Source organism: Mycolicibacterium novocastrense, from assembly GCF_001570485.1.
In the GTDB taxonomy this organism is placed as follows: domain Bacteria; phylum Actinomycetota; class Actinomycetes; order Mycobacteriales; family Mycobacteriaceae; genus Mycobacterium; species Mycobacterium novocastrense.
Genome location: NZ_BCTA01000023.1, coordinates 22,811 through 46,837 on the forward strand (window position 1 = coordinate 22,811; position 24,027 = coordinate 46,837).

Annotated in this window: 18 protein-coding genes and 3 pseudogenes; 11 read left to right on the forward strand and 10 right to left on the reverse strand. The window is 65.7% G+C overall.

Going from position 1 to position 24,027, the window contains the following annotated elements; all coding sequences use genetic code 11:
* Positions 1–8 precede the first annotated feature (8 nt).
* From RMCN_RS07590 to RMCN_RS07605, 4 genes are all read left to right on the forward strand, one after another.
* Positions 9–1,778 carry an N-acyl-D-amino-acid deacylase family protein gene (locus tag RMCN_RS07590; protein WP_067388147.1) on the forward strand — a complete coding sequence of 590 codons (1,770 nt, stop codon included), beginning with the start codon at positions 9–11 and terminating at the stop codon, positions 1,776–1,778.
* Entirely contained in the window at positions 1,771–2,679 is a 909-nt protein-coding gene (locus tag RMCN_RS07595) for an alpha/beta hydrolase (protein ID WP_067388149.1), read from the forward strand. Before RMCN_RS07590 ends, RMCN_RS07595 begins: the two co-directional genes overlap by 8 nt.
* A 9-nt stretch (positions 2,680–2,688) precedes the next feature.
* Entirely contained in the window at positions 2,689–3,813 is a 1,125-nt protein-coding gene (locus RMCN_RS07600) for an aromatic ring-hydroxylating oxygenase subunit alpha (protein ID WP_067388151.1), read from the forward strand.
* Between the two features lie 129 nt (positions 3,814–3,942).
* Positions 3,943–4,797, forward strand: coding sequence for a phytanoyl-CoA dioxygenase family protein (locus RMCN_RS07605; protein ID WP_064348716.1), 855 nt, complete (start codon positions 3,943–3,945; stop codon positions 4,795–4,797).
* 73 nt (positions 4,798–4,870) lie between these two features.
* On the opposite strand, the pseudogene RMCN_RS07610 reads toward RMCN_RS07605, so the two are convergent.
* Positions 4,871–6,332: pseudogene (locus RMCN_RS07610) on the reverse strand (APC family permease).
* Positions 6,333–6,455: 123 nt separating this feature from the next.
* On the opposite strand from RMCN_RS07610, the gene RMCN_RS07615 reads away from it, so the two are divergent.
* Together RMCN_RS07615 and RMCN_RS07620 are read left to right on the forward strand one after the other, a co-directional pair.
* Complete coding sequence (locus RMCN_RS07615) at positions 6,456–6,668, forward strand: hypothetical protein (protein WP_067388153.1); 213 nt, start codon at positions 6,456–6,458, stop codon at positions 6,666–6,668.
* Complete coding sequence (locus RMCN_RS07620) at positions 6,652–8,034, forward strand: FAD-binding oxidoreductase (protein ID WP_067388155.1); 1,383 nt, start codon at positions 6,652–6,654, stop codon at positions 8,032–8,034. Before RMCN_RS07615 ends, RMCN_RS07620 begins: the two co-directional genes overlap by 17 nt.
* Positions 8,035–8,061: 27 nt before the next feature.
* Here RMCN_RS07620 and RMCN_RS07625 read toward each other — a convergent pair whose 3' ends face one another.
* Positions 8,062–8,544, reverse strand: a complete 483-nt coding sequence (locus RMCN_RS07625) for a hypothetical protein (RefSeq protein WP_067388157.1) — start codon at positions 8,542–8,544, stop codon at positions 8,062–8,064.
* 260 nt (positions 8,545–8,804) lie between these two features.
* Here RMCN_RS07625 and RMCN_RS07630 point away from each other — a divergent pair, with 260 nt between their 5' ends.
* Together RMCN_RS07630 and RMCN_RS07635 are read left to right on the forward strand one after the other, a co-directional pair.
* Positions 8,805–11,018, forward strand: coding sequence for a 6-phosphofructokinase (locus tag RMCN_RS07630; RefSeq protein ID WP_067388159.1), 2,214 nt, complete (start codon positions 8,805–8,807; stop codon positions 11,016–11,018).
* 22 nt (positions 11,019–11,040) lie between these two features.
* On the forward strand, positions 11,041–11,268 hold the full coding sequence (locus RMCN_RS07635) for a hypothetical protein (protein ID WP_067388161.1): 228 nt from the start codon (positions 11,041–11,043) through the stop codon (positions 11,266–11,268).
* On the opposite strand, the gene RMCN_RS07640 is transcribed toward RMCN_RS07635, so the two are convergent.
* The 4 genes and pseudogenes from RMCN_RS07640 to RMCN_RS31400 all read right to left on the reverse strand — a co-directional run.
* On the reverse strand, positions 11,228–12,400 hold the full coding sequence (locus RMCN_RS07640) for an acyltransferase family protein (protein ID WP_201028803.1): 1,173 nt from the start codon (positions 12,398–12,400) through the stop codon (positions 11,228–11,230). The two genes, RMCN_RS07635 and RMCN_RS07640, sit on opposite strands and share 41 nt — an antisense overlap.
* A gap of 11 nt (positions 12,401–12,411) precedes the next feature.
* Positions 12,412–13,374: an L-lactate dehydrogenase gene (locus RMCN_RS07645; RefSeq protein WP_067388163.1), complete on the reverse strand. Its 963-nt coding sequence runs from the start codon at positions 13,372–13,374 to the stop codon at positions 12,412–12,414.
* Between the two features lie 52 nt (positions 13,375–13,426).
* The gene (locus RMCN_RS07650; protein ID WP_234787606.1) at positions 13,427–14,779 is read right to left on the reverse strand and encodes an SLC13 family permease; all 1,353 of its coding nucleotides are present in this window, start codon (positions 14,777–14,779) and stop codon (positions 13,427–13,429) included.
* A gap of 88 nt (positions 14,780–14,867) precedes the next feature.
* Positions 14,868–15,146 (reverse strand): annotated as a pseudogene (locus RMCN_RS31400) (SLC13 family permease); the annotation flags it as partial.
* Between RMCN_RS31400 and RMCN_RS31985 the strand changes: the two are divergent.
* Together RMCN_RS31985 and RMCN_RS07655 are read left to right on the forward strand one after the other, a co-directional pair.
* Positions 15,070–15,249 (forward strand): hypothetical protein, encoded by a 180-nt coding sequence (locus RMCN_RS31985; RefSeq protein WP_308206399.1) that lies wholly within the window; start codon positions 15,070–15,072, stop codon positions 15,247–15,249. The pseudogene RMCN_RS31400 and the gene RMCN_RS31985 overlap by 77 nt on opposite strands.
* A gap of 218 nt (positions 15,250–15,467) precedes the next feature.
* Positions 15,468–17,809 (forward strand): annotated as a pseudogene (locus RMCN_RS07655) (glycoside hydrolase family 65 protein).
* 39 nt (positions 17,810–17,848) lie between these two features.
* On the opposite strand, the gene RMCN_RS07660 reads toward RMCN_RS07655, so the two are convergent.
* On the reverse strand, positions 17,849–18,235 hold the full coding sequence (locus RMCN_RS07660; protein ID WP_067388165.1) for a DUF2237 family protein: 387 nt from the start codon (positions 18,233–18,235) through the stop codon (positions 17,849–17,851).
* A 75-nt stretch (positions 18,236–18,310) separates the two neighbouring features.
* Here RMCN_RS07660 and RMCN_RS07665 point away from each other — a divergent pair, with 75 nt between their 5' ends.
* A complete protein-coding gene (locus tag RMCN_RS07665; RefSeq protein WP_064414099.1) occupies positions 18,311–19,561 on the forward strand; it encodes a KasA/KasB family beta-ketoacyl-ACP synthase in 1,251 nt (416 codons plus the stop codon).
* A gap of 3 nt (positions 19,562–19,564) precedes the next feature.
* Here RMCN_RS07665 and RMCN_RS07670 read toward each other — a convergent pair whose 3' ends face one another.
* The 3 genes from RMCN_RS07670 to RMCN_RS07680 form a co-directional block, all read right to left on the reverse strand.
* Positions 19,565–20,440, reverse strand: a complete 876-nt coding sequence (locus RMCN_RS07670) for a cyclopropane mycolic acid synthase family methyltransferase (protein WP_165604422.1) — start codon at positions 20,438–20,440, stop codon at positions 19,565–19,567.
* An 82-nt stretch (positions 20,441–20,522) separates the two neighbouring features.
* Positions 20,523–21,467 (reverse strand): cyclopropane mycolic acid synthase family methyltransferase, encoded by a 945-nt coding sequence (locus RMCN_RS07675; RefSeq protein WP_067388169.1) that lies wholly within the window; start codon positions 21,465–21,467, stop codon positions 20,523–20,525.
* Positions 21,468–21,589: 122 nt separating this feature from the next.
* Complete coding sequence (locus RMCN_RS07680; protein WP_064414102.1) at positions 21,590–23,965, reverse strand: lysylphosphatidylglycerol synthase transmembrane domain-containing protein; 2,376 nt, start codon at positions 23,963–23,965, stop codon at positions 21,590–21,592.
* Positions 23,966–24,027 lie beyond the last annotated feature (62 nt).

Sequence of the window (24,027 nt, forward strand, 5' to 3'; positions counted from 1 at the left end):
CAGGCTCGATGAGCTTCGACGTGGTGATCAAGAACGGCCGGTACTTCGACGGAACAGGCGGTCCGTCGGCTATCCGCAACCTCGGCATCCGCGACGGCCATGTCGCCGTGGTAACCGACGAACCGATCGGCGGCGTCGAGGAGATCGACGCGTGGGGGAAGTGGGTTCTGCCCGGGTTCATCGATATTCACACCCATTACGACGTCGAGGTGCTCAACGGTCCGGGCCTGACCGAGTCGCTTCGCCACGGCGTGACCACGGTGGTGGTCGGATCGTGCTCGCTGTCGACGGTGCATGTCGGCGGCGTCGACGCGGGTGATCTGTTCGGCCGGGTGGAGGCGATACCGCGCGAGCACGTCATCGCCGCCATCGATCGGCATAAGACCTGGTCCACCGCCGAGGAGTACGCCCGGGCCCTCGAGGCGCGGCCCCTCGGGCCGAATATCACGGCGTTCATCGGCCACTCCGACATGCGCACCGCCGTCATGGGGCTCGAGCGCGCGACGACGTACGACGATCAGCCGACGAAGGCAGAACTCGCGCAGATGGAACGGTGGCTCACCGAGGCGCTCGACGCCGGCTTCATCGGCCTGTCCTCCCAACAGCTGCTGTTCGACCGGCTCGACGGCGATGTCTGCCGCTCCCGCACGCTGCCGTCGACCTACGTGAAACGGCGGGAGATGCGTCGGCTCACCCGGCTGGTGCGCCGGCGCGGCCGGGTGCTGCAGAGCGGACCCGACATACAGCATCCGCTGAAGATGGCGGCACAGCTCGTGCGATCGATCGGTGGGGTGCGCCGTCCGTTGAAGATGAGCTTTCTGGCTGCCGCCGACGCCAAGTCGAACCCGATCGGCCACAAGATCCTCACCGGCGCAGCGCGAGTCGTCAACGGGCTCGGCGGCGACTTCCGGTGGCAGCACCTGCCAGTGCCGTTCGAGGTCTACGGCGACGGCATCGATCTGGTGATCTTCGAGGAGCTCGGCGCCGGCGCCGCGGCTCTGCACCTGCGCGACGAGGTGGAACGCGACGAGCTCATACAGGCCGAGGACTATCGACTCCGGTTCCGCAAGGAGTACGACAACAAGTTCAAGATCGGGGCCTGGCACCGGGACTTCTTCGACGCCGACATCGTCGCCTGCCCCGACGAATCATTGGTGGGCAGAACCTTCGGGCAGGTCGGCTTGGACCGCGGTCTGCATCCCGTCGACGCCTTTCTCGACCTCGTGGTCCGGTACGGCAGCGCCCTGCGCTGGCGCACCGTCATCTCCAACCACCGGCCCAGGATCCTGAAGAAACTCGCTGTCGACCCGGGTATTCAGGTCGGTTTTTCCGACGCCGGGGCCCACCTGCGCAACATGGCCTTCTACAACTGCAATCTGCGCCTGCTGCGCCATGTCCAGCAGAGCGCCGAGGCCGGTGCGGAGTTCATGACGGTCGAGTACGCCGTGCACCGACTGACGGGCGAACTGGCCGACTGGTATTCGCTGGACGCGGGCCATCTGCGGGTCGGGGATCGCGCCGACGTGGCCGTGATCGACCCCGCGCACCTGGACGAATCGCTCGACGCCTACGCCGAGGAGACCGTCGATCAGTACGGGGGGCTGAGCCGCATGATCAACCGCAACGACGACGCGGTCACGGCGGTGCTGGTCGCCGGCCGCACGGTCGTGCGCGACGGCGTCCCGACGGAGCTGGTCGGCACGGTCCGGACCGGTAGCTTCCTGCGCGCCGGCCAGACGATCCCGGCACCGGCCGAGGCGGTAGCGGCCAGTGGGTGACATCGACTACGCACAGATCGACCCGGAACTGCGACGGATCGCGCGGATCCTGCCGAAAGGTTATGCGCTGCACCGAGGTTTGGCGGTGCCGCGCGCATTGATGGCGCTCGCCGGGTACACCGGGCGGATGCGCGGCGTCGAAGTGGCCCGCGTGAACAGCGACGTCGCCGTCCGTGTTCACCGTCCGCGCGGTAGCGCGCCGCCCGCTCCGGCGCTGTTGTGGATCCACGGCGGCGGAACCGTGATGGGCTCTGCGGCACAGGAGGATCGGTTCTGCAGGAAGCTGGCCAACTTCACCGACGTGGCGGTCGTCGCGGTGGATCATCGCCTCGCGCCGGAGCATCCATACCCGGCGCCGCTCGAAGACTGTTACACCGCACTGCAATGGCTGACCCGGCAGCCGTGGGTGGATCCGGCGCGGGTCGCCGTCGGCGGGGCCAGCGCGGGCGGCGGATTCGCCGCGGCGGTGGCGCAGCTCGCCCATGACCGCGGCGACGTCGAACTCGCACTGCAGATGCTGGTCTACCCGATGCTCGATGATCGGACCCCTGCGGAGTCCCGGCGCCGGGTGATGTGGACTGCGCGCGACAACCGCACCGCCTGGCAGTGGTACCTCGCCGGTGCCGACCCCGAGGCGGCGGTCCCGGCGCGCCGCGCCGACCTGTCCGGGCTGGCCCCGGCGTGGATCGGCGTCGGGACCCTCGACCTCTTCCACGACGAATGCCGGGCCTACGTGCAGCGGTTACGGGACGCCGGTGTCGACGTCCACGAGGAGATCGCCGATGGCGCGTTCCACGCTTTCGATCTGATCGCCCCGAATACCTCTGTGGCGCAGCGCTTCTTCGCCAGTCAGGTCCGCGCGCTGCGCGCATCCCTTGTCGACGATCCCGTCCGTTACTGAGGTAATCCCGTGCCACGACAAGAAGCTCTCGAGCTCACCCGCCGCGTTCTCAAGCACTTCGAGAACGAAAGCCTCGACATCGCCGATCAGGTGTGGCGCGAACCGCGCAGCGCCTACGTCGACCGCGACCGTTACGAGGCCGACATTCGCATGCTGCGTAGCGTGCCCCACGTGATCGGCTGGGAAGGCGAGGTCGCCGCCCCCGGCTCGTATGTGACGAAGGATGTGATGGGCACACCCGTTCTGGTGACACGGGCGCAGGACGGTGCGCTGCGCGCGTTCATCAATGGCTGCGCACATCGAGGCGCGCAGGTGGCCGACGGCTGCGGTGCAACGCGAACGCTCACCTGTCCCTATCACGGCTGGACCTACGGCCTGGACGGTCGGCTCAAGGGGGCGCCCGCCCGCACGATGTTCGCCGGAGCAGACCTCGAAGACCGCGGCCTGATCTCGTTGCCCATCAGCATGCAGGGTGGGCTTCTGGTCGTGGGACTGTCGGCCGACGTCGATGTGTCGACGGCGCTGGACGGTATCGCGACGCCGTTGTCCGACTACGCCTTTGACCGGGTGTTCCACGTGGAGACCCGGCGCTACGACATCGCATGCAACTGGAAGCTCGCTGTCGACGTGAACTTCGAGGGTTACCACTTTCCCTTCGTCCATGCCGACACCTTGGACCCGTTGGCATCGAACAACTCGGTCTACGACATCTACGGCCGGAATATCCGCTGGGCCTTCCCGTTCCGCGACATCGTGCAGTACCGAGATCTCTCAGAAACCGACTGGCCCGACCAGTTCTTCGGCACCGTGGTGTACGGGCTGTTTCCCAGCTGCGTGCTGATCGAGGCGCCGGGCACGTCGCAGATGCTGCGCGCCTACCCCGGCAGCAATCCGGGCGAGACCGTGCTCTACCTGTCCATCTCGGCACCCGCGGAACCGGTCACCGACGACGAACGCGCCTGGTACAAGATGGGACTCGATGGCGCCGCCCAGGTTCTCGAAGGACAGGACTTTCCGATGGCCGAGGCGTGCCAGCGCGGTCTGACGGCCGGCGTCGACCACGTCGTCTTCGGCCGCAACGAGGCGCTGCTGCACCACCTCGCCGCCGTGCGGAACCAAGCGCTGTTGATCTGAGGGCACTGCGGGCGGCGAGCGCCCGCTCACCGGTGTAGGACAACGCCACAGCGCCGCAGGTCCTTGACCACTGCCCGCGCGAGGTCCAGTGTTTGGGTAGGCCGACCGATACGCAGGGGAGGGCCGCTGATGAGCATCGACGATGACCCGGTCACCACGCTCGATGACCTGCGCAGTGATTTGGCGCGCCGGCACAAATGGACAGCCACCGGCGGCGCCTCGGTCGACCCGGCGGTCGTCGACGCCGATATGGCGGCGCTCGACCGCGACGGCTATCTCATCTGGGAAAACCTGCTCAGCGCCGACGAGTGCGCGCAGATCAAGGAGACGGTCGCGCCGTGGCTCGCGCACACGGGCCGCAACTCGTTCGAAGGACACCGCACCCAGCGCGTCTACAGCCTGCTGAGCAGGACTCGGGTGTGCGACCGGTTGGTCGACCATCCGCGGGTGTTGGCGGTCCTCGATCGGCTGCTGATGGACAACTACCTGCTGTCGGCCCTACAGGCCATCAACATCCAGCCCGGCGAGACCGCGCAGTTGGCCCACCACGACGACGGCTTCTACCCGATCCCGCGACCACGCGAACCCCTTGCCGCCGCGACCATCTGGGCGATCGACGATTTCACCGCCGACAACGGCGCCACGGTGCTCTACCCCGGCAGTCACCGCTGGGGCAGGCGTCGCCCCGAACCGGACGACCCCGCGATACCCGTCGTCATGCCCGCCGGCTCCTGCGTTTTTTTCGTCGGCACCCTCTGGCACGGCGGCGGCGCCAACACCACCGACGCCGCGCGACTGGCCGTCACCGCCCAGTACTGCCAGCCGTGGCTGCGGCCGATGGAGGCCTTCACGCTCTCCATATCGCGCGATACGGCGCGCGAGGTCTCCGATGACATCCGCCGGATGATCGGCTACAGCATCCATCCGCCGTTTGTCGGCGCCGTCGACGGCCTGCACCCCCTGCGGCTGTTGGAGCAGCCGTAGTCGAAGATTGCACACCGGGATCTGGGCGCTAGGACACAATCCGCGCACCGGTTTCCAGCTGGGCGGTTCCCACTCAGAACGCGTCAGGATCTCCGGGCTCGGTCTCGAGCACCTCACGGTTGAAGATCAACATCTTGGCGAAGTACAGCCCGCCCGCCGACACGACGCCGAGGACGATCAGGTCGGGGACCAGGGAATCCGAGGGTGACATCAGCGCGACCAACGAGAACACCACCCAGACGAGGGCGGCGATCGCCACGGGTACCTCGAAGCGGCCTAGTCCGAACGCACCCTCCCTGCTGCCCAACCGCTTTCGCACCGACAGGTACAGCACCGTGATGGCTCCATAGATCAGCGCCGGCAGGATCGTCGACCCGACGATCAGCTGCAGCAGCGCCTGACCGGGCAGCGCCACCATGAGGGCGACACCCACGACGAACATCAGCACGGTCGCGGGAATCGGTGTACGTGTTCTCGGGTTGACCCGCCGGAACAGGGTATAGCCGGGAAAGCGTGAATCGCGTGCCATGGCAAAAACGATGCGTGAGCACGAGGCCAGCATCACCATCGCCGCACCGAACATCGCGAACGCGATACCCGACAACAGGATTCGCTCCGTGACGGGCCCCAGCTGACCGCGAATGATCATGGCGACGGGTGATTCGCTGGTGCTGACCTCGGGGATGCTCTTGATCGCGACGGTGAGAACGAAGATGAAGATGAAGCCCAGGACAGCCGACGCGATCACCGAGGAGACGATCGCCCGGGGGACACTGCGGTACGGATCCTTGGCCTCCTCGGCCAGATTGGCCGCCGAGTCGAATCCGACCAGCGTCACCAGTCCCATCACCATCCCCGCCATCAAGCCGCCACCGATCGCGAAGTAGTCGGATGCGCCGGCGGCGACACCCCGCGAGACGACATTGTCGACGGTTGCGCTGCCGCTGTGCACCATCACCGCCCCCAGGACGATCACCAGCACGACGACGATCGTCAACTCGAGTGCGACCGCGGTCGAAGTGACCACGCCGAGCAGTCGGGTCGATGCGATGACGAGCACCGTTTGCATCGCCAGCAGCGCCAGCGTGATCAGCCGGGCGACATCCTCATCCGGTGCGATGCCCAGCAGCGGCATCAGCGCTTGACTGGCGAGCGCATTGTCCATCGCCACCACTCCGATGGCCAGAAACCAGAACGTCAGCCACCCGAAGAACCAGCCGACCTTCGGGTTCGCCAACCTCGACGCCCACTGATAGGAGGACCCGCTCAGCGCGATACGGGCGGCGAACTGCGCGACCACCAAAGCTACGAGCGTCTGCCCGACCGCCGCAACCAACCACAGCCAGATGCCGACAGGTCCCGAACTCTGAAGCACCGCACCATAACTGGCGAATACGCCGACGGCGACCGAGATGAACGCGAACGAGATCGCGAACACCTGAAACGAGCCGAGACTGCTTCAGCTCAGGCGTGTAGCCGCATTCCCGAGACTCGTCCTCGGCGGACCGACCATGCACGACGTCCTCTGTGGTCATCCGCCCCTCCTGCACTAGATGAACAGTAGGGCACCGAATATTCCATAGACGTCAATTCCGCGCTTATTTTCGCGCCGGTCTGTACGTTCGTTTCACTGTCCTCAGCCTTCGGAAGGTCAATCCATGACAGCGGTCGCACCGGACGACGAACTTGCCGACGAATTTGTGAGGAGTGCGGCTACGAACCGGAGCTCAAACACTCCCTCGGCGCCCGTTCTGACGGTGATCGTGGGCGGGTTGTTCGTCCTCGGTGGGTTGTACTTCGTCAAGCTGCGCATGTTCAACCGTGACGTCCTCGAGACCGTACCCGGAGAACTCAATGTCTTCAAGCACTGAAGGATCGACCGAAACGCTGACGGGAGACGTTGTGCGGCCTGGCGATTCGGGCTACGACGCAGCCCGAATCGGCTACAACCACCTGTTCTCTCCGCAACCCGATGCGGTCGTGTTCTGCACCGGCGCACAGGATGTGGTGAACGCCGTGGCATGGGCGCGACGCAACGGTGTGCCCCTGCGGGTACGTAGCGGACGGCACAGCCTGGAGGGCTGGTCGGCTGTCGACCACGGCCTGGTGATCGATGTGAGCCGGATGAAGTCGACCGCCATCGACGCGGCCTCACAGGTTGCCACCGTCGGCGCCGGACTCACGCAGTTGGAAACGGTCACAGCGCTCGGCGCGGCCGGTTTCGCCGCGCCGACGGGAACCGAAGGTACCGTCGGGCTTGTCGGTGCGACCCTCGGCGGCGGCTTCGGTCTGCTCACCCGCCGATACGGTATGGCGTCCGACAATCTGCTCGCGGCGGAAGTCGTCGTGGCTTCGGGCGACGACGGCGCGACGGCGATCATCACCGACGAGCAGAACAACCCCCATCTGTTGTGGGCATTACGCGGCGCCGGCAACGGCAATTTCGGCATTGTCACATCGCTGACCTACCGCATCCATCCCTTGACGCAAGCCATCCATGTCGTGGCGACGTGGTCGGGGCTCGAGCAGCTGCCGCCGGTCTTCGACGCATGGCAGCACAGCGCCCCACACGTCGACGATCGGCTCACCAGCCAGTTGGAGATCCGCCGCGAGGAGATAGTGCTGGTCGCGGTACTGACCGACGGGTCCGAGACCGATGCCAAGCAGATGCTGGCGCCGATCCTCGCTGTCGGCAAGCCGCACATCTCGACCGCCGACGCGCGGTGGGCGGATGTCTACGCTGGCTTCCAGATACCACCCGCCGACGAAGCCGCGAACTGGAAGTTCCTGTCGCAGTTCATCTATGAGCCGTATCCGCCGGAAGCCATCGACCTCGTCGCATCGTTCATGTCGAGGGCTCCGACACCGGACTGCAACTATTTCACCAATGCCTTCGGTGGCGCAGTGCGGACAAGTGAGCCGCCCGGTGGTTCCGCGTTCGCGCACCGCGATGCGCTGTTCTACGCCGAACCCGGTGCGGGGTGGGGTATCCGCGGCGGGGTCTCGGCCTCCGACGATCCGCTGACGGACGGGTGCCTGACGTGGTGCGCCGAGTTCGCGGAAGCCCTGAAGCCGTATGTAAGTGGCGCCTACGTCAATGTCCCGAACGCCGGTATGCCGGGATGGGAATCGGCGTACTGGGGCGACAATGTGGGGCGGTTGCGCGCGATCAAGGCGAAATACGATCCTCAGAACGTGTTCGACTTCGAGCAGAGCCTTTCGGTCGACGCCGGCTGACCGGGGGGCGAAGGGCAGACATTTCGGTCACGCGGGGCTGAACCGCACTGCAGCGATGCCCTCCCGCCGCACCGCCTCTGCGAAATCCTCGACCGACGGAATGCCTCCGTCGCGGAACTTCAGACCCATGGTCGTCTGCGCACGCCTGGGGCCGTAAGACTGTGCGAGCCGCTGCGCCAAATCGGCCACCACCCCCGGATCGGTGATGAGGTCGCCACGCATCTTCCGCGCCGTGCCTCTGTGCACCACCTCCGCGTCCGCGCCGTCCCGGAAATTGTTCTTCCACACCGTGTTGGCTATCGCGTAGAGCCCGCCGTCGATGTGGTGCGCGGTCACCGGGATCGAGAACTGCCGCCCGGATTTTCGGCCTCTGAAGTTCAGCACCATGAACTGATTACCCAACGGGCCGGCCAGCGGAGTGCGCAACAGGAACCGCAGCGACGGGTTGAGAAAGCGCATCAGTGCGCCGGGTGGATGCCCGGTGCTCACTGCGGGTATCTGATCTGTCATCCGCTCACGGTATGACGAATCGAGCGATCGCCGACCGGAATGCGCGCTAAATGCGGCTTAGGTCGCCGCTGCGCAAACCGGGGGATGCCCCTGCCGCAATTTTCCGGGAGCGAAGATTCGCATCATGGCGACGAAGCACCGGGTGCGGGGGCACCATCGGGGTTGTGCCTTTCCCCCGGGACCGCGTCGCCTGCCGCAATACGCGATGATCAGCACAGCCAACGGAGTGTTCATCCGCGAGCGGCACGGAGGCCGACGAGATGTCTGAAGTCAAGTCTGCACCATCGAGCATCGCCGTCCTGACCAGCGGCGGTGACGCTGCTGGCATGAACGCGGCTGTGCGCGCGGTCGTCCTCACCGCTGCCCACCGGGGCATCGACGTGTTCGCTGTTCATGAGGGATATCACGGCCTCGTCACCGGCGGTGACCTCATTCGGCGCATGGAACCGTCTGCCGCCGATGGGATTTTGCACCTGGGCGGCACCGTCATCGGGACCGCCCGATCGAAGCGGTTCAGGACCCGCGAAGGCCGCCGCGAGGCCGCCCGCAACATGGTCGAGCGCGGAATCGACGCGCTCGTGGTGATCGGCGGCGACGGAAGTCTTGCCGGTGCCAACCTGTTCCGTCAGGAGTGGGCCGAGCTGCTCGCTGAACTGGTTGATGCCGGGACTATTACGCAAGACACGGCGGACAAACATCCCTTCCTGAGGCTTGCTGGTCTGGTCGGATCGATCGACAACGACATGTCGGGCACCGACATGACGGTCGGCGCCGACACCGCCTTGCACCGGATCATCGACGCATTGGACGCCCTGCACAGCACAGCGGCCAGCCACCAGCGCACATTCGTGGTCGAAGTGATGGGACGCAATTGCGGCTACCTCGCGCTGATGTCATCGCTGGCCACGGCGGCGAGTTGGGTCCTCATCCCGGAGCACCCGCCGAGCGCGGACTGGCGTGCGCAGATGTGTCGGGACATCAAGGCCGGCCGCTCCATCGGTCGTCGCCACAGCGTGGTCGTGGTCGCAGAGGGTGCGCGCGACCGCGACGGCATTCCGATCACCGCGGAGCAGGTTCGGACGCTGCTGGAGGACGAGCTCGGTGAGGACGTCAGAGTCACCGTGCTGGGGCATGTGCAACGTGGCGGCGCACCAAGCGCTTTCGACCGATACCTGGCCACGCAGTTCGGCTATCGCGCTGTGGAACGGCTGTTCGCCGACGAGCCACACGGACCCGCCCAGCTGATCGGGTTGCAGGGGAACCGGGTGATCACCTCGCCACTGATGGAATGCGTCGCGCGCACGCAAGAGGTTGCCGAACGCGTGAAGTCACATGACTACGACGGCACGATGAAGCTGCGCGGCGGGAGTTTCGGAGAGTCATACCGGATTCTGCAGACGATCCAGCAGGCCGCGCCGCGAAACGACCCGGACCGAGGCTGTCGGATCGCGGTGGTACACGGCGGCGGACCGGCGCCCGGGATGAACGCTGCCGTGCGCGTCGCCGTTCGGATCGGTCTCGACCGGGGTTACACCATCCTTGCGGCCAACAACGGATTTGTTGGGCTACGCGACGGTGACGTTCACGAGATGGGCTGGATGGACGTCAGCGGCTGGGTGTCGGAGGGAGGCGCCGAGATCGGCACCAATCGCTACGTTCCCGGGGCCGGTGCCATCGCTCAGATCGCCGAACAGATTGCGGCCCAACGAATCAACGGGCTCCTCGTGGCCGGTGGGTGGGCCGGCTACCGGGCCGCGTACGAGCTGCAGCGGCACCGGGACGAATACCCTGCTCTCGACATTCCGATCGTGTGTATGCCGATGACCATCAACAACGATGTGCCCGGAACTGAGTTGAGCATCGGCAGCGACACGGCGCTCAACAGCATTGTCGCCGATGTCGACAAGATACGGGGGTCCGCGGTCGCTACCCGGCGAGTCTTCGTAGTCGAAGTGATGGGCCACGACTGCGGGTTTCTCGCTCTGGTCGGCGGGTTGGCCACCGGCGCCGACCGGATCTACCTACCGGAAGACGGCATCACACTGGACGGCCTCACCGCCGATGTCCACGCCCTCACGGCCAGGTTCCGAGGTGGTAAGAGGGTTGGTTTGATTGTCCGCAGCGAAGGTTCCGATCGCGTCTACACCACGGAGTTCATCACGTCGCTGTTCCAAAAGGAAGGCGGAGGCCTGTTCGACGCCCGGGCGGAAACCCTCGGCCACGCCCAGGAAGGTGGCAACCCCTCGCCGTTCGACCGGATACAGACGACGATCATGACCGCACGCTGTATGGAATTCCTCTCCGAGCAGCTCGAAGCCGGCGGGCGGGCCAGCGCCATGATCGGATTCCAATCCGGCACACTGCGATTCACCGACCTCACTAGTTACCCGACGCTGATCGAGGAGGATGCGCAGCGGCCCGCCGAGCAGCGCTGGATGGACAACCGTGATCTCGCCCTCGTCATGCGCGGCTGAGGTGACCAGACCGGAGGCGGGTATGGGAGAGCGCGACCTGTCGGTGGACTTCTACCGAGTGTCGGCGATAGGCCTTGTCGTGGTGGGGCATTGGCTTGTGGCCAACGCCACCTATTCCGACGGCGAGTTCGGCATGCTCAACGTGCTCGAGGAGATGCCGTGGACCCAGTGGCTGACGCTGTTCACCGTCGGCGCGGCCTTGGTCGCGCTCACACCTGCCGATCGCGAAAGAACCACCGGCGGACGGTGAGTCGACTCGCAGCAAGCACGGCCAAGATCACGGCGAGCACCAAGGCCGGGCCCACGATCCACACGGGTCGGGTGAGCCACCACGCCGCAGTCGGCTCGCTCGACAATACGAATCCCGCTCGCTCATATAGCCACAAGAACACCACGAGCGCGGTCATGTGCCAGGTGAACACGGGCATGGTCACGCCGTTGGCCGCCACCACCGCCCGCCAGGGTCCGCGGCGCTGCAGCCAGGCGTTGAGCCGAGGCCGGCCGAGCATCACAAGCCCGAGCTGGAAGGTGGCTAGCGCCGCGATCGGCGCCGTTGTCGGAAACATGTTGCTGGTGTCCTCGCCCTGCACGGCGACCATCGACCGCGAGTAGGGCCCGAACGTGGTCAGGACGACCAGTCCGGTGAAACCCGCAGCGGCCACCGCGGCCGCGAGTCGGCGGCCGCCGGCAATCAGCGTTCCGTCGCGCCAGAAGTAGCCGAGCTGGTGGCAGAACAGCCACACGCAGGCCGAACCGACCAAACCCGGGGCCGGCCCGCCCCAGTCCAGGCCGAGCCGCAGGAAATCGCAACCGAGGACCAGCGCGGCGAGGACCGCCAATACCCGCCAGCCCCAAGCCTGATGCAGGCGGGCCGTCAGCGGTACGGCGGCGACGACCCCGGCGTAGACGCCGATGAACCACAGGGGGACGAACACGACGATGCCCCACTCGAGTACACCGCGCCGACCGGTGGCCTGCACGATGAGATCGAAGACCAGCCAGACCGCCAGGAACGGTACGAGTGGTGTCAGCAGCCGTCGCATCCGTGCCCCGAGGAACTTCGCCGCACCGCCGCCCGCCCGGGTGACCGCCTCCCAACCCGCGAGGTTGGCGTAGCCGCCGACGAAGAAGAACACGGGCATCACCTGCAGCACCCACGTCGCCATCCATTTGCCCGGTACGTAGCCGATCGGATTGGGCATGACGAGCGCGTAGTCGCCGTCCCAGTGGGTGATCGAAAGCGACCAATGCCACAGGACGACGACGCAGATGCTCGCCGCCCGTAAGAAGTCGACGACTCGATCGCGGCTGGCGGGTGTCGCGTCGACCAGCGCGTCGAGATCGGGCAGACCGCTTCGTCGGTTGTCGATCTTCGCCTCCACTTCCGATGTGACTACAGGCCCAACGACGTCTGCGCCTGCTTCAGGGTTGCCGCAGACGCCCGCAGGCCCGCGAGTTCGGACTCCGAGAGGGACAGCTCGAGTACCTGACCGGCACCCGCGGCGGTCACGACCGTCGGCAGTGACAGGCACACATCGCTGATCCCGTATACGCCGTTCTGCACGGTCGACACCGGCAGCACGCGGTGCTGGTCACCCAGGATCGCCTCGACGATTCGCGCGGTCGACAACCCGATGGCCAGGCTGGTCGCGCCCTTTCCGGCGATGATCTCGTAGGCGGCATTGACGACGTCCGCCGAGATCTGGTTGCGCGTGGCTTCGTCGAACACCGCCGCGCCGCCGATGCGGAAATGCTCGGCAGGCACACCGCCGATCGACACGGTCGACCACAACGAGATCTGCGAGTCGCCGTGTTCGCCGACGATGTATCCGTGCACATTGGCGATGGCCAGATCGGCGCGCTCGGCAATGAGATAGCGAAACCTGCTGGAATCCAACACGGTCCCGGATCCGAAGATCCGTCCCGAGGGGATGTCGACTGAACGAACCGCCGCATAGGTGACGATGTCGACCGGATTGGTGACCAAGATGATGATCGCGTCGGGCGAGTGCTCGAGCAGTTGCGGGGTCAACGCCTGGGCCATCGCTACATTGCTGGTCGCGAGGTCCAGCCGGCTCTGGCCCTCATGCTGTTTGGCGCCGGCCGTGACGATCACGACCTTGGAACCGGCGGTGACGCCGACGTCGTCAGAACCGTTGATCGGGCAGTGCGGAACGAATTGGCTGCCGTGGTTCAGATCGAGCACTTCGGCGCGGAGCTTCTTGGCGTCGATGTCGTAGAGGCTCAGAGATCCCGCAGATCCGCGAATCAGGCAGGCATAGGCGATCGCGGTACCGACACCGCCCATACCGACGATGCTGACCTTGTTGGACCGTCCCCTCAATGACTCCGTCATAGCTCCATAGTTCGACGATGTCGCGTCGCGCGCGACGGTTCGGGCAGATTCGTCACCCAAGTGGCCACCACAACGGGATCACCACCATCGCGACAACGAACCACGCCACCATCGTGACAATGCCGAGCCGCCAGTAGTCGCTGAAACGATAACCACCAGGATGCATCACGATCATATTGGCCGGTGTCGCAATCGGAGTGAGTAAAGATGCCGCCCCCGCGAGCGCCACCAGAATCAGCGTCGCCTGTACCGAGACACCGCTGTCGACCGCGGCCGCCACCGCGATCGGTATCACGACCAACACCGTGGCGACATTCGAGATGAACTGGCCGAGAAGCGCGGTGAGCACGAACAGCAGGCTCAGCAGTAAATATGGGCTGTGGCTTCCCACCACGTCGACGATCGGCGTGGCGATCTGCTCTGCGGCCCCGCTGGTCTGGATCGCCGTGGACAGCGGGATGAGCGCGCCGATGACGATGATCGTCTGCCACGGAATCGCGCGGTACACCAGGTCTGTCCGCACCACGCGCAACGCCACCATGGCCAGTGCAGCCAGCAAGGCCGCCACCGCCGGCGGCACAATCCCGGTCACGAGCAAACCGACCATCGCCGCGAGCACAGCAAGCGCTCGGGGCGCCGAGCGGTCCAGCGCGACGGTCTGCCGCCGTACGTCCTCGGTCGAATCGACGACCAGCATGCCGGAGGCGGTCAACCGGTCGATCGCGGACCATTGGCCACGCACCAGGATGGTGTCACCTTGGGACAGCTCGACGACACGTGGGCCGGCGTCGGCGTTCATTCGATGCACCGACAAAACGGTGACCCCGGCAACGGATAGTCCGGGGAAAGCCTTTACGCCCAACCAGTTTGATCGAGGGGGGATCACCAGCTCCGCGAGACCGCTGTCGCGGCCCAGCAGGTCGTCGTCGGGCCGGGTCACCAGGTGCTCGATCGAGCATCCGGCGTGGTCGGCGAACGCGGCGACGATCTCGTCATCGCCCTCGACGACGAGCACGTCCCCGGGTTCCAGCCGGTGATGGTCGTCGGCGATCCGACCGCCGTGTGTCTGGGTGGTCACCAAGGTCAGCTGGTCACCGGCTGACGAGCCGGTGCCTGCGCCGTGCGCGGCGACGAGATCGCGCGCCGGCACGTTGATCGCCGCCGACCGCTCACCGACCGTCAACCGGAACAGGCGACGGTCCAAACCCCAATGGTCGACGATGCGCGGTAGGTAGTCACTGAAATCGCTGGGCAAGGTCGTCGACTCGCGGTCGGGCAGAAGCCGAGGGCCGAAAGCCACAGCCACTCGGATGGTCACCAGCACCAGCGGGACCCCGACGAGCGCAAACTCGAAATAGCCGAACCCGGGCCCCCCATAGGCGCGTGAGGCGTCGTAAACCAGCACATTGACCGGACTGCCGCCGAGCGTCAGCTCCCGCGCTACAGCCGAATGCCAACGGGATCAACACCTTTGACGGTGGGATCTGGGCGCGGCGCGCCACCGCGGTAGTGACCGGTACCAACGCCGCGGCGGCACCGTTGACGGTGATGATTGCGCTGACCAGTGCACCCAGCGCCAACACGGTGCTCACCAAGCGGGTGTAAGCCCGTCCCGCCAATCGGGCCAGCGTCCCGCTGACCCAGGCCGTGACCCCGGACGCCTCCAGACCCTCGCTGACGACGAACAGTGATGCGATGAACACGATCACCGCGTCGCCGAACCCACTGAAGAGTGTTCTCGTGTCGATCAGTCCGGTGAAGTACAAAGTCAACGCGACACCGATCGCGACCACCTCGACCGGAAGCCGGTTCCAGATGAACAATGCGATCGCGACGCCGACGATCACCAGGCTCAGCGTGGCGTCGGACATGTGATCGTCTGGCTCGTGCCGGTTGTGGGGCGCTGACCGGCGATCGTCTCGGATCCGGCTTCGGTGGTGTCGGGGTCGATCAGTTCGGCGTCAGGCACGATGTGTCGATTATCCCGACAATCACGTCAACGCGCCGCGAATTGCGGGAGCCGCCGGGCCCTCGGAGCTGCATCGACTCCCGAACCGGTCATGCGACGGCCGGGTGGTGACGATAATGGCGCCATGACAACCCCTGCCGACCTTCGGGTTTCTCCCTGGGAATTGCGGTGGTCCGGCTTTGAGCTCGACTCGTTGCCCGACATCGAATCGATATTCGCCTTGTCGAACGGCCACATCGGGTTGCGTGGAACCCTCGACGAGGGCGAGCCGCTGGGTACCCCGGTACCTACTTGAACGGGTTCTACGAGAATCACGAATTGCCCTATGCCGAAGGCGGATACGGCTACCCCGAAGATGGCCAGACCGTCGTGAATGTGACCGACGGGAAGATCATTCAACTGTTCGTTCAGGATTCGCCGATGGACATGCGCTACGGCAGAGTGATCGAACACGAATACAGTCTGGATCTCCGCGCGGGCACACTGCGCCGCAACACCGTATGGGCCTCCCAGACAGGGCGGTGCGTACGGGTCAAGTCGGAGCGGCTGGTCTCCTTCGCCCAACGCGCCGTGGCCGCGATCCGCTACGAGGTCGAGCCGTTGGACTCGATGTTGGAACTGGTCGTGCAATCCGATCTGCTGGCCAACGAGGCGGTTGCGACCCCTGGTGACGACCCTCGGCTGGCGGCGGCACTGGATCGACCCCTGATTGCGAATTTCGCTGCGGCGACCGACAAGTCGGCAGTGCTGGTTCATCACACCAGGCGCTCGGGATTACGTGTGGCCGCCGGAATGGATCATCAGCTCGATGACATCCCGGGAAGTTCATGCGATATTCGGGCCGAAGAAGACCTCGCGCGGATGACCGTTGCCGTCGACCTGCCCAAGGGTCAGGTGCTGCGGATGACGAAGTTCCTCGCGTACGGATGGTCGAGCAGGCGCTCCACGCCGCCATTGCGCGCGCAGGTGGACGCCGGGCTTGCGGCGGCGAAGCAGACCGGATGGGACAACCTGCTCAGACGGCAACGCGAGTACCTCGACTCCTTCTGGTCCCACGCAGACATCGAGATCGACGGGGATCCAGAACTCCAACACGCGATTCGGTTCGCGCTGTTTCAAGTGCTCCAGGCCGGCGCCCGAGGGGAGAGTCGACCCATATCGGCGAAGGGCCTGACGGGTACCGGCTACGGCGGGCACGCGTTCTGGGATACCGAGACCTACGTGCTGCCCGTGCTGACCCACACCATGCCGGAGGCGGCTGCGGCCGCTCTGCGCTGGCGGCATTCGACACTGGAGAAGGCTCAACGGCGCGCTGATGAACTCGCGCACAGCGGAGCCATGTTTCCGTGGCGGACGATCGACGGTGAAGAATGTTCCGGCTACTGGCCGGCAGGCACGGCGGCGGTCCACGTGACGGCCGACATCGCCTACGCGACGGCACAATACATCGCGGCGACCGGAGATCAGCAGTTCGAAAACGATTGCGGTATGGAACTTCTCGTCGAAACCGCCCGCCTGTGGGTGAGCCTCGGGCACCATGATTCCACCGGGCAGTTCCGCATCGACGGCGTCACCGGACCCGACGAATACACGGCGCTGGTCGACAACAACCTGTTCACCAACCTCATGGCGCAGCACAATCTGACCGAAGCCGCCGATGCGTGTGAGCGGTGCCCGGCGGTCGCTCGCAGTCTCGAGGTCAGTGCCGAAGAAACCGCCCAATGGCGGGTCGCGGCGTCCAACATGGTGGTGCCGTTCAATCCCGATCTGGGAGTGCACGAGCAGTCGGAAAGCTTCACCCGGATGGCGCTGTGGGACTATGCCGCGACGTCTGCCACCGACTATCCACTTCTGCTGCACTATCCGTACTTCGAGCTGTATCGCACTCAGGTGATCAAGCAGGCGGACCTCACGCTGGCGATGTATCTGCGGGGTGACGCCTTCACCGAGGAGGAGAAGCTCCGCAACTTCGAGTACTACGAAGCGCTGACCGTCCGTGACTCGTCCTTGTCGGCTTCCGCGCAGGGGGTGATCGCCGCAGAGGTCGGCTACCTGCAGCTCGCCTACGATTACCTCGTCGAAACCGCATTCATCGATCTGCACAATCTGCACGGCAATGTCTCCAGCGGTCTGCATATCGCCGCGCTCGCCGGAACATGGCTGGTCTGCGTGGCCGGGTTCGGTGGAATGCGTTGTCGCGGTAGGGAGTTGACCTTTGCGCCCGCACTTCCGAACGCGCTGAATCGCATGAAGTTCACAATTCTCTGGCGCGGCAGTTGCCTGTCGGTGCAGATGACCGCTTCTGAAGTCACGTACCGACTCCAATCGGGTGACCCGGTTCAACTCACCCACTACGGGCAGGCGTTGACGGTCGGTGACGAACCCGTCAACGTGCCCATCAAGAATCCGGCCCAACGGGGAGCAGTGGAATTCCCCGCGAATCGCGCGCCGTACCGACGAGCGTGAGTCGAGCGGTCCCGTTGACCGGATCGCCGCACGAAGTGGCTAGAGAGATCCGAGATCGTCGGGCACGTCGACCGCGTGTTCGCGCAGGGCTTCGAGCGAGATGACCTCGAGCGTGCGTTCATGTGTCGACGCCAGCACCACCGGCGCGGCGAAGCCGTCCTGGTAGGCCTTCAACCAGTTCACCGCGGTGACGCACCAGCGGTCGCCCGGCCGCAGACCGGGAAAGCGGTACTCCGGTCGCGGGGTGGACAGGTCGTTGCCGATGGACCGCTGGTGCCCGAGGAATTCCGCAGTCACCACCGCGCAGATGGTATGGCTCCCCAGATCCTCGGGCCCGGTCGAGCAGCACCCGTCCCGGTAGAAGCCGGTCATCGGGTCAGAACTGCACGGCTGGAGCGGCTCGCCGAGCACATTGAGTTCAGACACAAGTCGTCCATCGTTTTGGAGGGTCTTAATATTCAGTATTACCCGAACGTATTCGAACAACGAGGAGCATCCGGCATGGCCGCGCTCAGGACTGGCGACGGATTTCCCGACATCGTCGTGACCGCTGTCGCCTCGACGACAGCGTTGGCCACCGACGCCGAAGAGACCTGGCAGCTGCTACAGCAGGGTCGAAGCGGCATCCGGGCGCTGGACAAGTGGTTCGTCGACGAGTTCGACTCCCCGGTCCGTATCGGGGGCGCGATCCTCGAGGATCTCGACGAGCACCTGGACCGGGTCGAACGGCGCCGGACGTCATACATGCAGAAGATGTCCACCGTGCTGAGCCGCAGGCTCTGGGAGATCGCGGGCAATCCCGACGTCGACACCCGCAGGCTGGCGGTGTCGGTCGGGCTTGCGCTCGGCAGCACCGAGGAGATCCCGCTCCAGCACGATCTTTGGCGGCAGAAGGGCCTGCGCGCCGTGTCGCCGCTGACCATCCAGATGTACATGCCCAATGGGGCGGCCGCCGCGGTGGGACTGGACAGGAAAGCGAAGGCGGGCATCATCTCGCCGGTGATGGCCGACGCCTCGGGTGCCGCGGCCATCGCGCAGGGCTGGCGACACCTCATCCTCGGCGAGGCCGACATGGTGATTTGCGGCGGGGTGGAGACCCACATCGAGGCGGTGCCGATCGCGGCGTTCAGCCTGCAGGGGCTGCTGTCGACCAGCAACGACGACCCCGCAGGCGCCTGCCGACCCTTCGACAAGGACCGCGACGGCATGGTGTTCGGCGAGGGCGGCGCGTTGATGATCATCGAAACCGAGGAGCACGCCAAGGCGCGCGGTGCGAAACCGCTGGCCCGGCTGATGGGCGCGGCCATGACCTCGGACGCCTATGACTTCACCGAGCCCGATCCCCACGGTGAGCGCGCAAGCGACGCGATCACCCGGGCGATCGAACTGGCCGGCCTGACGGCCACCGACATCGACCACATCAACGCGCACGCCACCGGGACCGTGCACGGGGATCTGGCAGAGGCCAGGGCCATCCGCAACGCGCTGGGCGACCATTCGCCCGCGGTGTACGCGCCGAAGGCGGCGTTGGGGCATTCCCTGGGGTCCGCCGGGGCGATCGAGGCCGTGTTGACGGCTCAGGCGCTGCGCGACGGGGTCGTTCCGCCCACGCTCAACCTCAAGGACCTCGACCCGCAGATCGACCTCGACGTGGTCGCCGAGAGCCCGCGCCGCGGCGACTACCGCTACGCGGTCACTAACTCGTTCGGGCTCGGCGGCTACAACGTCTCGTTGGTTTTCGGCGCCTACTAGCGGCTATTTGGTCAGCGTGAACTGTCCGACGTAGCTGACGTTGCGCGAGAAGAAGTCCGAGCAGCCGCGCAGGTACTTCATGTAGCGGTCGTAGACCTCCTGCGACGTCGCCGCGATCGCCTGATCCTTGGCGGCCTCCAGCTTCTCGGCCCACGTGTCGAGGGTGCGGACGTAGTGCGGGGTCATGTCGTCGAACTCGGCGACGGTGAAGCCGGCATTCCCCGCGAACTCGTAGACGTCCTCGTCGCACGGCACGGCGCCACCGGGGAAGATCTCCTTGGCGATGAACCGCATGAACTTCAGGTCCGACATCACGATCGGGATCCCCAACTCGGGCCAGCGCTTGAGCGGGTGGCCCATGATCGTCTGCAGCACCATCCGGCCGTCGGCGGGCATGACGCGGTGGCAGGTGTCGAAGAACGCCTTGTACTTCGTCTTGGGCCACGCCTCGAACGCCTCGATGGACACGATGCGGTCGACCGGCTCGTCGAACTCCTCCCAGCCCTTGAGCAGCACCCGCCGGGAGCGTTCCGTGTCGACAGCATCGAGGATCTGCTGACCGAGCGCGTGCTGGTTGCGGCTCAGTGTCAGCCCGACCACGTTGACGTCATAGGTCTCGATCGCGCGCTTCATCACCGAAGCCCAGCCGCAGCCGACGTCGAGCAGCGTCATCCCGGGTTGCAGGTCGAGCTTGCGCAGCGCCCGGTCGATCTTGGCGTACTGGGCCTCCTCGAGGGACATGTCGTCACGCTCGTAGAACGCACAGCTGTAGGTCCGCGTCGGATCCTGAAACAGGCCGAAGAAGTCGTTCGAGAGGTCGTAGTGGGCTTGAACGTCCTCGTACGCCACCTTCATCGTCGTCCCCGAACTATCCGACATATTCCTTTGGCCTCCTATGCGGCTACGCGACCCCGACGACCCCGTAACGACCAAGCTTTATATCGCACTTTTCCTCAACCGGCTAAGCAGCCGCCTTCTCGCACGTGAACTGAGCGACGTCGGTGTAGCCGTCCCGGAAAAGGTCGGCACAGCCGGTCAGGTATTTGCGGAAGCGCTCGTAGATCTCCTCGGAGGTGATCTCGATGGCCTCGTCCTTCTTTGCCTCCAGGTTTGCTGCCCAGGTATCGAGCGTCTTGACGTAGTGCGATTGCAGGTGCTGCTCACGGGTGACCGTGTAGCCGGCCTTGTTTGCGTGCTCGCGCACCATCGAGGCCAGTGGCAAACGTCCGCCGGGATAGATCTCGTCCATGATGAACTTGATGAATCTCACTCGCGACATCGTCAGCGGCAGGCCTTTTGCCTTGATCTCCTCGTCCTCGGGAATGATGATCGTGTGTAGCATCATCACGCCGTCGTCGGGCATCCAGTTGAAGGTCTTCTTGAAGTAGTCGTCGTACTTGTTGAAGCCGAAGTGCTCGAATGCGCCGATCGAGACGATCCGGTCGACCTGGCCCTCGAATTCCTCCCACGGCTGCAGCCGGACTTCCATCTTCCGGTCGCTCTTGATGTTGGCGAACCGGTTCTCCTCGATGTGGCGCTTCTGGTTCTCGCTCAGCGTGAGGCCGATGACGTTGACGTCGTACTTCTCCACGGCCCGCTGGATCGTCGAACCCCAACCGCAGCCGATGTCGAGCAGCGTCATTCCGGGCTGCAGGCCCAGCTTGCCCAGTGACAGGTCGACCTTCGCGAGCTGCGCCTGCTCCAGCGTGTAGTCGTCCTTCTCGAAGTAGGCGCAGCTGTAGGTCTGCGACGGGTCCTGCCAGAGCTTGAAGAACTCATTGGAGATGTCGTAGTGGAACTGGACTTCCTTCTTGTCCGACCCGCGGGTCTGCGATGCGGATTTGGACAGCCACTTCGACTGCGCCTGGTCTGTCGAGCTCTGCTGTGTATCTGAGGTTCCCACCACGGTCCACCCTTAGAAACTGATCGAGGGACGAATATTCGACTATCGCGCAGTTTTCTTCGACACGATGGTGAAACAGTACCTCCGACCATTGAGGTGGTGATGGGCGGCACACGACATCGCGGCTAGATTTTCGAGGTCCGCGTCATCCAGCGCATCACCTGCCAACCGACGAACACCGGCAGCCAGATCGTCACCACCCGATAGAGCAGAACCGAGGGCACGGCGACCGCGGCGGGCATGCCGAACGCCGCCAGCCCGCCGATCAGCGCCGCCTCGACCGCCCCGATCCCGCCCGGCGTCGGTGCGGCCGAGGCCAGGGTCCCGCCGACCATCGTCACCACGGTGACGGTGATGAACGACGTGTCACCGCCGAAGGCCTCGATCGCCGCCCACAGTGCGAACGCGTTGCCCAGCGTCGTCGCCGCACAACCGGCCATGATGATCGCCAAGCGACGGGGTTCACGAGCCAGTGCGATGAGGTGACCGACCATCTCCTCCAGCCGCGGCCGCACCGCCGTCGACAGCCACCGTCGCAGCTTCGGCACCAACAGAAACGTCCCGACCAGGCCGAGCAGCACCCCGCCGATCAGGTACAGCAGCGTCACGTTGGGAACGAATCGCGACAGGTCCGCCGATACGCCGGCCGCCGTGGAGAAGAAGATGAGCAACCCCAGGTGGGTGATGACCTGGACCGACTGCTGCAGCGCCACCGCGGTGGTGGCGCGCATCGGGCTCACACCGCCCTTCTGCAGATACCGCGCGGACAGCGCCAGCCCGCCCACTCCCGCGGGCGTCGTGGTGGCGGCGAACTTGTTGGCCACCTGCATGACGATGAGCCCCCACAGGCTGACCAGCCCATCGGCGCACGCCCAAAGTGCCGCCGCGGCACCGAGATACGTCAGGCTCGTGGCGGCCAGCCCGAGTAGTGCCCACCACCAGTTCGCGGTGCGCAGTTCGGTGACGAACGTCGGCACCGAGGACAGGAACGGATATGCGACGTAGACCAGCGCGGCCAGCAGTACCAGCTGGATCACCTGGCTGCGGGTGAAGCGCGTGACGGTCTCGGTGCGGATCTCGTCCACGCGGGTCTGACGCTTCACCTCGTCGCGCACGGTGGAGATGACGGCCTTGGCGTCGGTCACCGAGTTGCGGATGCGCATCGGCATCGCGGCCATGGTCAACCGCCGCGACGCGGTCAGCACCGCCTCGTTGCCGAACGCGTCGATCGCAGCCCGCACCGCTGAACCCGCGTCGTAGAGATGCGTCGTCGTCACCAGAAGCTGGGCGATGTCGCTGCGCAACTGGGCGTCGGTGGCGCCGTACTCGGCGTTGTCGAATCCGCCGAACAGCACCGCATCACCGTCGACGGTGATCTCGCTGCTCCGCAGGTCGCCATGCGAGATCTGGCAGTCGTGCAGGTCGCGCAGCGACTCCCACACCCGGCCGACGGGTATCGAGTCGGTGCACTCGCTGATCGGGATTCCGCGGGGCGGGGTGTGGGCGTACAGCGTCCAGCCCCGGTCCAGCGCGGCGACGGCGATCGTCGAGGCGTTGGCGATCTTGAGCTCGCCGATCGCGATGGCCATCAACGCGCGGTGCTCGACGAGGCGTCGCATCGACGCGTGCAGCGGCGCGGTCTCCCGGTCGCGCAACCGCACTTTGCGCCACAGCTGCAGCAGCACGCCGCCGCCGCGCTGGTGCGGTCCGTACAGTTCCATCACCGCGGCGGCCTGCTGGTCTTGGCAGGTGGCGGTGAGCACGAGCGGTCCGGCGCCGGCGGGGCGCACCACCTGCAGGCCGGTGACGACGCAACCGCGCCGTGCCATCGCCCGCACCGCTCCATCGAGGGGCACCTCCAGCCCCGGGGTCCCGACGACCAGCACCACCAGGGCCCCGACGAACCACCCGGCGGCCAGCCCCATGAGCGAGCGGGCCGGCACCACCGCGCTGACCACCAGGTGAATCGGCACGAACGCCAGCAAAAGCGTCCACCACCAGCGCCGCCATCGGGCAGGCAGCCAGGGCCCGGAGACGGTGAGCACCGCGGCGAGCATCGCGATCCAGCGCGGGTCGTCGACGAATTGGGAGGCGAACGTGTCGAGGCGCCCGGACAGGTCGAAGTGCCAGCGCGGCGCCGTCAGCCCCAGGCCGCTGATCGACAAGGCGGAGCCGGCGATGACGGCCGCGGCCGCATAGGCGCCGAGCAGCTTCCACTGCCGTGACAGGATCAGGCTGACCAGGATGACGAACGGCAGCGCGACGATCGCGATGCCGTAGACGAGATAGACCAGGTTGGCCTGGGTCGGCGTCAGAACCGCGACGATCTCGGAGATCGAGCGTTCCAGCGCCACCCACTCGTTGCGGGTGATCAGCGAGCCGGTGATGACGACCGCGAGGAGCAAGGCGGCCAGCACGACGCGGACGATGTCGTTGGTCCGCCTCGTCAAAGGCTGCAGCAGGCTGCCGGAGACGGCGATATCCCGTCCGTCAACGCGCATGTATCAACGATCTTCTCCGGTCGGGGGCCACGTCGGTAGCGACCCGCCGTCAACTTAGCCGC